At 57.7% G+C, this 13,196-nt stretch carries 10 protein-coding genes and 1 pseudogene; 1 reads left to right on the forward strand and 10 read right to left on the reverse strand.

The genetic code is table 11. The features are described 5' to 3' along the window. Positions 1-108 precede the first annotated feature (108 nt). From EFQ99_RS29595 to EFQ99_RS29605, 3 genes are read right to left on the reverse strand one after another with little or no spacing between them, the layout of a single operon-like run. Positions 109-1,329, reverse strand: coding sequence for a bifunctional 3,4-dihydroxy-2-butanone-4-phosphate synthase/GTP cyclohydrolase II (locus tag EFQ99_RS29595; RefSeq protein WP_126924705.1), 1,221 nt, complete (start codon positions 1,327-1,329; stop codon positions 109-111). A 10-nt stretch (positions 1,330-1,339) separates the two neighbouring features. Then, positions 1,340-1,849 (reverse strand): flavin reductase family protein, encoded by a 510-nt coding sequence (locus EFQ99_RS29600; RefSeq protein WP_126924706.1) that lies wholly within the window; start codon positions 1,847-1,849, stop codon positions 1,340-1,342. A gap of 16 nt (positions 1,850-1,865) precedes the next feature. Beyond that, a complete protein-coding gene (locus tag EFQ99_RS29605; protein ID WP_126924707.1) occupies positions 1,866-3,302 on the reverse strand; it encodes an NAD-dependent succinate-semialdehyde dehydrogenase in 1,437 nt (478 codons plus the stop codon). 227 nt (positions 3,303-3,529) lie between these two features. Here EFQ99_RS29605 and EFQ99_RS29610 point away from each other — a divergent pair, with 227 nt between their 5' ends. Next, on the forward strand, positions 3,530-5,512 hold the full coding sequence (locus EFQ99_RS29610; RefSeq protein WP_126924708.1) for a sigma-54-dependent Fis family transcriptional regulator: 1,983 nt from the start codon (positions 3,530-3,532) through the stop codon (positions 5,510-5,512). Between the two features lie 72 nt (positions 5,513-5,584). On the opposite strand, the gene EFQ99_RS29615 is transcribed toward EFQ99_RS29610, so the two are convergent. From EFQ99_RS29615 to EFQ99_RS29645, 7 genes and pseudogenes are all read right to left on the reverse strand, one after another. Continuing rightward, positions 5,585-5,938, reverse strand: a complete 354-nt coding sequence (locus EFQ99_RS29615) for a RidA family protein (RefSeq protein WP_126924709.1) — start codon at positions 5,936-5,938, stop codon at positions 5,585-5,587. A 20-nt stretch (positions 5,939-5,958) separates the two neighbouring features. Then, positions 5,959-7,386 (reverse strand): NAD(P)/FAD-dependent oxidoreductase, encoded by a 1,428-nt coding sequence (locus tag EFQ99_RS29620; RefSeq protein ID WP_126924710.1) that lies wholly within the window; start codon positions 7,384-7,386, stop codon positions 5,959-5,961. Position 7,387: 1 nt separating this feature from the next. After that, positions 7,388-9,000: pseudogene (locus EFQ99_RS29625) on the reverse strand (GMC family oxidoreductase). Between the two features lie 25 nt (positions 9,001-9,025). Next, positions 9,026-10,105 (reverse strand): ABC transporter ATP-binding protein, encoded by a 1,080-nt coding sequence (locus EFQ99_RS29630; protein ID WP_126924711.1) that lies wholly within the window; start codon positions 10,103-10,105, stop codon positions 9,026-9,028. A 13-nt stretch (positions 10,106-10,118) separates the two neighbouring features. Beyond that, positions 10,119-10,904 carry an ABC transporter permease gene (locus tag EFQ99_RS29635; RefSeq protein ID WP_126924712.1) on the reverse strand — a complete coding sequence of 262 codons (786 nt, stop codon included), beginning with the start codon at positions 10,902-10,904 and terminating at the stop codon, positions 10,119-10,121. A 5-nt stretch (positions 10,905-10,909) separates the two neighbouring features. Next, positions 10,910-11,827 carry an ABC transporter permease gene (locus tag EFQ99_RS29640; protein ID WP_126924713.1) on the reverse strand — a complete coding sequence of 306 codons (918 nt, stop codon included), beginning with the start codon at positions 11,825-11,827 and terminating at the stop codon, positions 10,910-10,912. Positions 11,828-11,927: 100 nt separating this feature from the next. Continuing rightward, positions 11,928-13,103 (reverse strand): ABC transporter substrate-binding protein, encoded by a 1,176-nt coding sequence (locus EFQ99_RS29645; RefSeq protein ID WP_126924714.1) that lies wholly within the window; start codon positions 13,101-13,103, stop codon positions 11,928-11,930. Positions 13,104-13,196 lie beyond the last annotated feature (93 nt).

Raw genomic sequence — 13,196 nt, forward strand, 5'->3', positions numbered from 1 at the left:
TCTTCTGAATTACCGCTCGGCGAAATCGGCGAAGGGGTGCGTCTCGGGAAATTGCCGCGGCATCTTCCTTCATCCAATCCGGCGGATCCATCCACTCCCACCCGAGCATCAGCCAGCTTCCAGCGCCCAAGCGGGTTCGAGGAAATGTCCGAACTTCTCTCGTTTTGTAGTCAGATACGCAACATTGTTGGCCTGCGTTGCGGCAAACAGCCCGCGTCGTGCCTTCACGACAATGCCGCTTTCCTCCATGGCGGCAACTTTATCCGGGTTGTTCGTGAGAAGAACGACCTCACTGACGCCCAGTTGCGTCAGAAGTGACGCTGCAGCGGTGTAGTCGCGCGCATCTGCCGGAAGGCCGAGCGCCTTGTTTGCTTGAACCGTATCCAAGCCAGAGTCTTGAAGTCCGTATGCTGCGATCTTCCGGCCAAGTCCGATCCCTCGACCCTCGTGCCCCCGCATGTATATGAGGCAGCCAACGCCCTCGTCGCCAATGATCGAAAGAGCCATCTCAAGCTGGTCCCCACAGTCACACCGGAGCGAGCCGAACGCTTCCCCCGTGAGGCATTCAGAGTGGATGCGTACAGGAAATGGTCCGCGCGACAGGTCGCCCATCACGAGAGCCACGTGTTCAACACCCGAGACCGTGTCCGTGAAAGTGATTGCCTCGAACTTGCCATGCGGGGTAGGCATTTCAGACTTGGCAGTGATCTCGACGACATTTTCGGCATGTCGGCGGTACTCGATAAGAGCTTCGATCGTAACCAGATGCAGTCCATGGGTCGCTGCAAAGATCTCGAGGTCAGGCACGCGCGCCATCGTCCCGTCGTCCTTGGCGATCTCACAGATCACGCCGCAAGGCATGCGGCCAGCGAGCCTGCATAGATCGACGGCCGCTTCGGTGTGACCCGGTCGACCTAGCACGCCTTTCGGGTTTGCGCGCAGAGGGAAGATATGGCCTGGGCGGGCGAAATCATCTGGCTTCGATGTGGGATCGACGAGAGCTCTGATTGTCTTGGCACGGTCCGCCGCCGATATGCCTGTCGATATCCCTTCCATCAGGTCGACTGAGACCGTGAATGCAGTCTTCATCGATTCCGAGTTGTTTCGAACCATGAGCGGCATGTCCAGCTCGTCTAGCCGTTCGCCGGGAAGTGACACGCAGACGAGGCCACGAGCATGGTTCATCATGAAAGCGATGGCGGCTGGATCCACTGCGTCTCCCGCGATGACCAGGTCACCTTCATTTTCGCGGGATTCGTCGTCCACGACAATGATCATCTCACCGCGTGCTACTGCTGCGATCGCATCTTCGATGGTTGAAAAAGCCATTGTAGCCTCCTTACTGTGCTGTAGCGTTTTCGGCTTCCTGAGCGGTCAGGCTCACAAAGCCCTTGCGATGCCAGAGAAGGCATCGGTCGGCGTTGCTGTTCGGAAGAAGAATGTCATGGATCAGCGCGACGATGATCGTGTGGCTGAAGCCATCATGGGTCTGTGCGATACGACAGTCGAACGCAACAGAGGCATCCGCTAGAAGCGGCGCGCCCGTCTCCTGCATGCACCAGAGCGCTCCTTCGAAGCGGTCGGGTCCCTTCGCTCGCGCGAAATGGTTTGCAAAGGCCATCTGCGTATCCGCCAGGACCGAAACTCCGAGAAAGCCCTGGCGAAGTATAGTGTCGTGAGCCGATGCCGTCTTGTTGACGCAGACGATGAGGGACGGTGGCTCCGCGGACAGACTGCAGACCGCGGTTGCCATCAAGCCGGATGGGATGCCGTTCTCAATCGTGGTGATGGCGGTGACTGGTCCGGCAAACCGCTGCATTGCCTCCCGGAAATCGTCTGCTCTGATCATGGCTGGCTCCTCCGTCTCACAGGGTGTCGTGGGTCACGAAGCGGGTGTTGAGATAGGCGTCCAACGCTTCACTGCCGCCTTCGTAACCGTATCCGGAATCCTTCACGCCGCCGTAGGGGGTTTCCGGCAGGCCGAGCCCGATATGGTTGATCGTCACCATTCCAGCCTGGATGCCGTGGGCCAGACGACGCGCCGTGGTGGCGCTGGTGGTCCAAGCATAGGATCCAAGCCCGAAGGGGAGGCGATTTGCTTCCACGAGGGCCTCGTCGATGTCGGAGAACGAGCGAACAAGCGCGATCGGACCAAAGGGTTCCTCGTTCATTGCACGCATGTCCGTGTTGACTCCGGTTAAGACCGTCGGCGCGAAGAAGAAGCCTTGGTTGCCGATGCGCTCACCCCCGGTCTCCAACTTTGCACCCTTCGATACCGCGTCTTCGATGAGCGCCTCGACAGCGGCTCTTCTGCGCTCGTTGATGAGCGGGCCCATCTGGGATCCGTCAGCGAGTCCGTCGGCAACCTTCAGCGCTTTGGCTTTGCTTACGAAGGATTCGACGAACTGGTCGTGGACCTTCGACTGGATGAGGAACCGTGTCGGCGAAATGCAGACCTGTCCCGCGTTGCGGAACTTCGAACCGATAAGGGCGGTTGTGGCAGCGTCGATATTGGCATCATCCGCGATGATGACGGGCGCGTGGCCACCGAGTTCCATGGTTACCCGCTTCATATGAAGACCTGCCAGTGAGGCGAGATGTTTGCCGACGCCGACCGACCCGGTGAACGATACTTTCCGTATTGCCGGATGGGGTACAAGGAACTCTGAGATTTCAGAAGGAGTCCCGAAGACAAGGTTGACAACGCCCGCTGGAATTCCGGCCTCGTCGAGGCAGCGGAAGAGCGCGGCAGGTGCGGCGGGTGCTTCCTCGGGTCCCTTGATGATTATCGAGCACCCTGCCGAAATAGCCGGGCCGAGCTTTCGGACGATCTGGCTCATCGGGAAGTTCCACGGCGTGAAGCCAACGGCGGGACCAACCGGTTCCTTCAACGCGAACTGTTGGACGCCGATCGAGCGGGAGGGAATCGCGCGTCCGTAGGTACGGCGGCCTTCTTCAGCAAACCAGTCGAGGAGATCCGCGCAGGAATTTACCTCGAGGCGGGATTCCGCCAACGGCTTTCCTTCGTCGGTGGTCAGGAGGCGGGCAATCTCCTCAAGACGATCGCGAAGCAGTGACGCTGCCTTCCGGATGATCTTGTACCGCTCGAACGCGGATGTTGCGCTCCATACCCTGAATCCTTCCACTACGGCCTCAACTGCCTTCTCCAGGTCAGCGCGAGACGCGTGCGCGACAGTGCCGATAACCTCTCCGTTGGAGGGGTTTACGATGTCGAGCGTCCTGACATCGCTTGCGCTGCACCATTCACCACCGATGAAGAGCCGTGTGTCCGTGTACGCCATGCAAATCTCCTTCATTTCCCGCATTTTGAGGTCAAAAAGGGAGGTGCAACTGACGTGCCAGACGAACATATGTTTGTTTTTAAAAGGCTATTGCGACTTTCGTCGTATTTCTTGGCGCCAGTCTCAAATTAGTCTCAGAAATGAGACTGCGAGAGACTGGTGACAGTTCCTTGACAGCCGTCAGTTTTGGCCGGCTAATTGGCTTCTGCATAAGGAGCCTTGTTTCAATGCTGGATACGGACGACCACTTCCGTCTTATCGAAAAGGCCGTGCTTTCCGGCTCGGATCGATCTGACGCCTCATGGCGGACCGAATCGTGGGCGCGCTGTCTACAGGACTACAAGCTCGATCCATCTCGGCCGACTTTGATCGATCTCTCGTCCAAGGAGATGCGAACAGAGCGCGAGTTCTTTGACAATGACATAGCGTTGGCCACCGGCGAGCTGGAAACTACCCTGACGATGATTGAAGGGGGCGGTTACAGCGCACATATCGCCAATCGAAATGGGGTCATCATCTCCGAGCGACGCAGCCGGGATTCGACTTTCTACTGCGGCAGCGACAGGATTGGTGCCGTATGGACTGAGGAGGTGGGTGGTACAAATGGTATCGGCACCGCTCTCAAGAACCTAGCCCCTACCGCCGTTTACCTCACCGACCATTTTTATGCCGATCTGACGGGCCAAGCCTGTGCTGCGGCGCCGTTCTTCGGACCGGACGGAAACGTGCTTGGAGTGATCAACCTCTCCACGCGAAATCCCGGTCTTCCGCAGCTCGCTCATCGCGTAGTGTTTGGAATCGCGCAAATTACGGCGGATCGTCTTGAGACGTCTTACTTCCGAAACTTCTATCGGAAGTTCTATACGATGACGATCAATGTCGAGCAGCGGTCGCCGACGATCTTCGCGATCGATAGCGATTTCCGAATTGTCGGTGCCACCAAGAATGCCAGGAACCTCTTCAAGATTGACGATTCCGCAATCGGCTCGAGATCGATCTGGGGAGTTTTTGAAAAGATCCGAGGAAACCCGACGATCGACTACCTCTGCGAAGCCCTGCGGGAGTTGCGCCAACTCGGCAGCAGCAAGCTTGTCGACGTTTCTCTGAAACGCCCGATTTCAGCTCCTCAGGCTCAGACCTCGGTATCGATTTCCAAGTCGATCAAAGCGAAGTCAGTTCGCAAGATCACAACCCTTGCCGAATGCGCCGGCGACGACCCGTCGATGAAACGCAACATCGATATCCTGAAGCGCGTTTTCGGGTGCGGGTTGCACGTTCTTCTGCTTGGTGAGACAGGGGTGGGCAAAGACACGCTCACCCGCGCGCTGCACTACGAGAGCGTAAGGGCCGTGGGCCCATTTGTGGCATTCAACTGTTCGGCAGTTCCGGACACGCTCATCGATAGCGAACTCTTCGGCTACAGTGGTGGTGCATTCACCGGCGCGAGCAAGGAGGGCAATGCGGGGCGTATCGTTGAGGCGGATAAGGGCACGCTTTTCCTCGATGAAATCGGGGATATGCCGCTTCAACTGCAGACGAGGCTGCTGCGTTTCCTGGAAACACAGGAAGTGATGCCTCTCGGTTCGGGTAAGGTGCGGACAGTAGATGTGCAGGTCGTGGCTGCCACGCACCAGAACCTTCACGAAAAGGTCGCCGCGGGAACGTTCCGACAGGATCTTTTCTATCGTCTCGCTGGGACGATCGTTAACCTGCCAGCTCTGCGGGAACGCACGGACCTCATCACGATCATCCATAATCTCCTTGAGCAGATCTCGGATGAAGGGCCAGTTGCGGTCGATGAGAAGGCAATGTCTCACCTTCTCGCGCATCCATGGCCGGGCAACATCCGCGAACTTCGGAATGTTCTGACACGTGCAGCTCGGCTCGCAGAGGGCGGGATTATCCGTTCCGATGATCTTATGCTGGCGCCTGTGCCTTTGCAGACTGAAGCCCCATCGCCGAAATTAGCGCAGAAGGTAGCGTCCGAGGCTTCTGCATCTTCCGCCCGCCTGCCAATCCGGGTCCACGGCGATGCGACAGAAAGAGGCCCGGTCTCATCGAAGACTGCTGCGAGTCATGCGGAGCGGGAAGCCATTCTTTCCGCGATAGACAGTCATGGAAGCGATGCTGTCGCTTGCGCTGATGCTCTTGGGATTAGCAGGGCAACCCTGTACCGCAAACTCAAGCAGTACAATCTTTCACTAAGGTGATTTCCCTCTGAGAGGGCGAGATTGACCTGATTGTGAGCAGCCTGGGCAACTCACAATCAGGATTGAGTGCGACTAGACTGCTGCCGTCAGCGCGATTTCGATCAGGATTTCTTCGGCTGCCAGATTGGCCTCCACAGTTGCGCGCGCGGGGAGAGCGTCTTCGGGAACCCATTCCTCCCAAACCCGGTTCATAATGGCGAAATCTCGCTTGATGTCCTTGAGCCAAATCTGGGCGAACAGGATCTTCGACTTTTCTGTCCCTGCCACGGAAAGAAGGTGATCGATACGGTCGAGCAGTTGCTGGGTCTGGCCAGCAATATCCTGCGTGCGGTCGGTCGGAACCTGTCCGGTTACGTACGCAATGCCGTTGTTGACGAGTACGTGGCTAAGCCGCTTGCCGTTGGGCTCGAAGCGCTGAATGGTCATTTTATCTCCGGTTACATTATTTATCGTGTGCCAATGCGCATACCGATCATGCGAGGGATATCAGCGATGCCGCGGGCGATCAGCGGTTGCCTCAAGCCCGCATCCTGAGCATCCTCACAGGTAACGATGGCGTTCCGGATCAGGGCTCCGCCCACGAAACGGAAGGGCTCAGGTGGGAAGCGCAGGCGGTCGCGTTTACAGAAGGGCGAAGTCGACCATCGATCCGCTGTCCGCAAGATGATAGATGCTAGGCATTCGCCAGCGATCACTGTTGCGTTGACACCATGGCCGGAATAGCCAGAGCCATAATGGATACGCGAACCCGAGATCGTCCCGAAATAGGGCAGGCGATCCGAGGTGACCTCGATCGGAAAGCCCCATCGTGCGGCTATGCCAGCTTTCGCTATTGACGGGAAGAAGCGCTGAAGGCCGATTGCGGCTCGGTCAGCACTCCGCTGATCGCTGCGCAGGTCGCTTGCACTGTGCTTTCCGCCGATGGCGATCGGCCCGGATCCAGAGCCCATCAGGATCCGACCATCCCGAGTCCTTCGGAAGTAGTGAGTGAACATCCTCAAGTCGGCAATGCCCCGGGCGACGCGATAATTCAGACGTTCGAGTTCGAGCTCGTTCGCGTTCGACATCACTGGGAAGCTCGAGAAGAGCGTTGTCGCCTTGTAGACCGATGGCACCGACATCGTCCCCGTATAGGTCGCCAGAACGACGTCCCGAGCGGTTACGCCCCCACGAGCGGTGTTCACCTGGCAGGGCTCGCCCTTACTGACACGCAGGACTGGCGTATCCTCGTAGACTTGAACCCCGGCAGAAATCACTTCTTCTCGCAGAAAATGAGCCAGCCTTGCCGGATGGACGGTCGCCCCCTCCTCAAAAAGCAATCCTTCTTCAAACCTAGGCGAGTTGCAGAGTTCCGAGAGGTTGGATTTGGACAGCCGCCTGACGCTCGACGGGAAACCGAGTGTTTCAGCCACTTTCATGAAGTCGTTTAGTTTGCTGCGTTGGGCTGCTGATGTGGCAACGCGGAGGTAGCCCTCTTCGGTCCACCAGACATCATGCGTCTCGGCGAAATGTCGGAGCTTTCGTTGCGCAAGCGTACCAAGCTCGGCTGCCTCCAGCGATTTCTGCGCTCCGTACATGGGAAGCAATGTCGGAAGCGCCCCCCAATAGCCGTGCACATTGCCGCCGTTGCGGGCACTTGCGCCGTCGCCGCACCGATAGGCATCGACGATGGCAATGCGGAGCGAGGGCTCACGTTTCTTGAGGGTGAGGGCGGTCCACATGCCTGTGAAACCGCCACCGACGATAAGGACGTCGACCTCAATGTTCCCACTCAACGGAGGCAGGTTTTTGATCGTGAAAGAAGACCTTACGTCTTGCTGCCACCATGAGAGTTCACTGGGAATATTCGCCGGGACAGCCGAGACGAGTTCCACATTACTCTCCCGCCATCCGGTATTCGATGGAGACCTTGTTGCCCTTGATGAAATCGGACGCGCGCTCGCCTACCATGATCGCCGGAGCGTTGAGGTTTCCCGAGGGGACGCGCGGCAGGATCGAAGTATCCGCGACGCGGAGACCGTCGATGCCTCGAACTCGCAATTGCGGATCGACAACCGCCATGCTGTCTGTCCCCATCTTGCAGGCTCCAGACGGATGCAAGGCGCCTTGGCCCGTTTCCCTGACGAACTGCATGCGCTCCTGCTTCGTCTTCAGCACGCCGCCGGGACGATATGGGTGCGAGACGTACTTCGACAGGGACTGCTGCTGCAGGATTTCCTGTCCGATTCTTACGCCCTCAGCGAGTACCTCGACATCATACCTTCCGCCAGATAGTTCGGATTGACGACCGGGAACACGTTCGGATCCGAGCTGCGAAGCTTGACGAATCCGCGCGATCTTGGCCGCGACTGGTAGACGTTGGTGGTGCAACCATTGCCGCTCGGCGTCGAATCCGAACCTTCCTCGACACCTGCGCCAGGCAGGAAGTGATACTGCAGGGTGGGCAGCTTGTCGTCTTCTGCACCGTACCAGCAAAGCCCGCCTTCGCAGACGTTGGAGGTGACGGGTCCGTTGCGGAAGAGTGCATATTGTAAGCCCGCCCAGGCCTGCCACCGGAGCTTCTTGTATTTGTCGTAGCTATGGGCGCCAGTCAGTTCGTAGATCAGGAACATGTCGAAATGGTCCTGGAGATTCTGGCCGACCCCGGGGAGGTCGTGCTTCACGTCAACGCCGATCTCACGAAGGTGATCCGCTGGACCGATGCCTGACAGGAGCAGTAGATGAGGCGAGCCGATCGCTCCCGAGCACACAACAACTTCCTGACTTGCCATCGCCTTGACGACGTTGCCGTTCTGAACGTACTCGACGCCGACGGCACGGTTGTTTTCGATGAGAATGCGGAGGGCTTTGGTCTTCGTCTGAACCGTTAGGTTCTTCCGCTTCCGTGCAGGCTTCAGGTAGGCCTTCGCGGCACTGCAACGCAGCCCTTCCTTCATCGTAACCTGATAGAAGCCGACACCAGCCTGGTTGCCGGAATTGAAGTCGGGGTTGAAATTGATCCCCAGCTCCTGCGCGGCACGCACCCACGCCTTCGTCAGATAGTGGGTGTGGCGCTGATCGGAAACCGAAAGCGGCCCTTCCGTACCGTGCGCTTCTCCAGCGAAGCGCTCGTTCGACTCTGCCTTCTTGAAGTAGGGTAATACGTCCTTGTAAGCCCAGCCGTCGCACCCATCAGCGGCCCAGCGGTCGTAGTCTTGCGGGATGCCTCGCATGTAGACCATCGCATTGACGGAGCTACCTCCACCAAGGACACGACCTTGGACAAACTCCGGAGTGATGCCGCCCTGATAAGCCTGTGGCTCCAGGCGATAACGCGTCAGCATGTCGCTTTGGGACGTCTTGTAGTACGTCACGGGCAAGTGGATGTAGGGGCTCCAGTCGCGGTCGCCCTGTTCAAGCAGGAGTACCTTTGAGTCCGGGTTCTCACTCAGTCTCGAGGCTATCGTGCAACCCGCCGAGCCACCGCCCACTACGATATAATCATACATCAATTTCTCGCCTTCTTTCTTGGGCTCAGCTTGCGAGGACAACCACGGATGCGGGATCCCACTTGAGAGAAACTGGGCTGCCGACGCCGAAGCGGATACCAGCTGCCGCGCGAGGCTCCTGACACTTCAACAGCGTACCCTCGGCGTGTCTAACCTTGTAGACAACCCGGCTGCCGATAAACATCACGTCCTCGACCTTGCCGACGGCCTCGTTGGAGCTTTCCGAAGTACCCGTCGCCGCCGAGATGTTGATCGCTTCCGGACGGATGGATACGTGCACAGCCGAACCGGACCGCAGGCCCCGAGTACCCACTGTCGCCGCGCCGACGGGAAGTGACAGAACGGCGCCGCTGCCGTCCGCATCCTGAACGCGCCCATCAAGAAGGTTGGTCTCGCCGAAGAACTTGGCGCAGAAGAGCGTCTTGGGAGCACCGTACATCTCATCGGGGGTGCCGATCTGTTCGATAGTCCCCTTGTTCATTAGAACGACGCGGTCGGACAAAATCATGGCCTCGTCCTGGTCGTGCGTAACATAGATGAAGGTGGTGCCTGTCTCGGTATGAATGCGCTTGAGTTCCTCAAGCATGTGATGGCGGATCTTGAGGTCGAGCGCCGCCAGTGGCTCATCAAGCAGCAGCACCGAGGGACGGTTCACGAGCGCACGTGCCAGGGCGACGCGCTGCGCCTGACCACCGCTGATTTCACCGATCCAACGGTTCGAGAAGTCCTGAAGCTGCACCAGGTTCAGCATTGCGTTGACCTGCTCGGTGACCGCTGACTTCGCGATACCCTTCAAGCGGAGCCCGAAGGCTACGTTGTCGAAGACGTCCAGGTGAGGGAAGAGAGCATAGCGCTGGAAAACCATGTTGACGGGCCGCTTTTCCGGCGGGACAGCGGTCATGTTCCTTCCGCCGATGGTGACCTCTCCCGAGCTCGCGCTCTCAAAGCCAGCCGCAATACGCATGAGCGTCGACTTCCCACAGCCGCTTGGTCCCAGGAGGGTAAGGATTTCGCCCTTCCGAACGTTGAGGCTGATGTTGTCCAGGGCAGTGAAGATGCCCCACTTCTTGGTGATGTTGGTGAGTTCGACGATATTCTGAGACATTGATGTTCCCCTGTTAGATGGCGTCGCGCAGGGCGACAGCTCTTTTTCTCTGGAGCCAAAGGGTCAGCCCGCCTACGCCCAGCACGACGATCGATAGTGCAAGTGCAAGGACGCTGGCCGCGTTAATCGAAGGATCGACTGTCCGGCGCATCATCGACCAGATGTAAAGCGGGAGCGTAGTGTCATTTCCGCTGACGAAGACGGTGATGATGAACTCGTCGAAGGACAGCGCGAAGGTGAGAATTGCGGCGCCAACGATCGTTGGTGCAAGGATCGGGATCGTGACCAGCCGGAAGGTCTGGATTTGGGATGCCCCGAGGTCGCGGGCTGCCTCTTCGAGCGAATGATCGAAGTAATTGATCCGCGACCGCATCGTTTCGACGAAAAACGGCAACGTGAAGAGAACATGGGCGATCGTGACGGTGACGAGCGAGCGCGGCAGGTTGATCGCAGCGAAGAGGGTGACCAGCGCAATCCCAAGGAAGAGGCCGGGCAGGCCGATTGGCGCGAAGTTCAACAATTCGAAAGCCTGCTTGTACTTGCCTTTCAGACGAATGAGGGCCAGCGCGGCGAGCGTGCCAAGTATTGTGGTAGCGATCGCGGTGTAGAAGCCGACTTTTAGGCTGTTCCAGAGCGAAGCTACGAAGTCCGGCTTGTCGAATAGCTGTGCGTACCAACGCAGGCTCAAGCCTTCGATCGGAAAGGTCAAGGCTGGCGTGCTGTGGAAGCTGAAGAGCACGATGATCGCGATCGGAGCGAACAGGAAAACCAGGTACAGTGAGAGGTAAGCTCTAAGCATGGCGATCACCCGTGGTAGCGCCGACCGGGCGCAAGTTTTGCGAACTTCAAGGCCTGCGTGAAGACGACGTAGACAACCACAAAGGTTGCGAGCAGAACGAATGCCATCGCAGAACCCAAAGGCCAGTTTCCGGCGCTTCTGAACTGGTTCGCGATAAGCAGGCCGCTCGTGACGCCCTCACGCCCACCGAGAAGCTGCGGAGTGATGTAGTCGCCAGCGGCAAGGATGAAGGTGAACATGAAAGATCCCACGATGCCCTTGTAGGACATCGGCAGGATGACTTTGTAGAGCACGCCGAGGCCGCTCGCTCCGAGATCACGCGCTGCTTCCAGGTACTCCTGCTTTACGTCGCGAAGGGACGAAACGAGGATCAGGAGTGCGAATGGGAGCATGATGTGAATGAGCGTGAGGATCGAAGCAAAAGGGCTGAAGAGGATTACCTGCAGCGGTTCCCTGATGATGCCGCTGCCCATCAAAAAGGAGTTGATCACGCCGTTAGTCCCAAGGATCGTTCTCCACGCGTAGACGCGGACCAGGTAACTGGAGAACCAGGAGAGCAGCACCAAATAGAGTACGACGTTGCTCCTGGTTTTGTATACGAGGTAGTATGCAACGGGAAAGCTTAGAACGACTGAGAACGTCGCGGTGAAGAAACCGTTCTTCATTCCCACCCAAGTTGCCTGCCAAAAGCCTTGGGCAGCGAAGATTTTTGCGTAGTTCTCGATGTTCCAGACGTGTTCGATAACGAACGAGCGCGCGGTAAAGAAGCTGGTCACGAACAACAGCGCGACCGGGATCAAGAAGAAGAGGAGCAAAAACATCAGAGGCGCAACTGCGAGCCCCGTTCCCTTCGGTATCGATGGCAAACGCATTCCCGTTCTTTCATCGTTGGTCTTATCGACATAGTCAGCAGCGGCGGCCATGGGCGTAGTCCTGTAACTGTATCATTGGCAGGTTGGCAGTGGATGCAACCACAAGCGAGCTATCAGCGGACGCGATGACGATCGCGCCCGCCGGGAGGCATTAAAATCCTGCGCGGAAGTCAGACCAGACCTGCAGCCAGTCGTCGTAGGTGGCATACTTGTCCGAGGTTCTCGGGGGCTGACCGTAGATTTTCATAGCTGCGAAGGCGCTGTCGAAATTGTCATAGTCGAACAGAGCGCGGGTTTGCTGGTCCATCAAAGCCGGCGCCTTCTTAGACACTGAGCTTGCAACGGCGGTCCTGCTGATCGAAGCTTGAATCTCAGGGCTGAGTGCCTCGTTGATAAACGCGTGCGCGGATTCGATATTCTCGGCAGTCTTCGGAATGAACCAAGCGTCGGCCCACACCGCTGCGCCTTCCTTGGGCATAATCGCCTGTGTCTTGACACCCTGCTTGATGGTTTCAAGCGGCACCGCCGCCCAGACGCAGAAGCAAGCAGCAATTTCGCCGGATGCAAATAGCGAAATAATGTCTCCGTTCGATGAGGCAAAGACCTTGCACTGGTCGCGATAAGGTTTGAGCTTTTCGAAGCAATCGGCAAGCTCGTCCTTGGTCAGATTGGGGAACTTGTCCTTGTAGCCAGTGACTTTCGCGATTTGCGGCCAAGTGGTAAGCGGATTGTCTACGAACGCCAGCTTGCCTTCAAACTCCGGCTGCAGAAGATCCTCATAGCTGCTGACATGCACGCTTACGAGATCTGGTCGAACGATGATCGTATCGACGCCCCACACCCATGGCATAGCCCATTGCTTACCATCCCAGAACCACATATTGCCCTGGAAGAACGGCGGATAAATGTCGTCCTTATTGTAGTTCGGGATCTTGGAGACATCGAGTTCTGTGAGGACCTTCAACTCGTTGTAGATTGCGTTGTAGCCGTTGGAGTATTCGGCCAGGTCGAGCCGAACCGCATTATTTCCAACCACCTTGGCGGTTACATCGTCCTGGTTGCTCATGATTGCGGCGCGCATGGTCAGATTGTTTTGTTTACGCCAGTCTGCAGTCTCGCCTTCGAGCGTATAGCCTTCCCAGGCCATCACCTCGAGGTTGCCGCCTACGGCCGCGTGGGCTTGTGGGGTCCAAGCGCCAAGCGTAGCGCCCGCTGCGATCGCCGCGGTGCCGAACATGAAGTGGCGGCGGTCCAAGCTGATGTCGCGTAGAATGTCCGCAGTGCGTGCTGCCGGAATATTCGAGAGGTCTTTAGAATCTGAACTCATTGCAATGCTCCCAGTGGTTTTGTGTTGGTCTATTATTCCCGTTTTTGACGATTTTTATTGCTTTTGGTCACGCGGGACGCTCCCGCGTGACAA

The sequence above is a fragment of the Rhizobium vallis genome, from assembly GCF_003985155.1.
GTDB classification, from domain to species: domain Bacteria; phylum Pseudomonadota; class Alphaproteobacteria; order Rhizobiales; family Rhizobiaceae; genus Rhizobium; species Rhizobium vallis.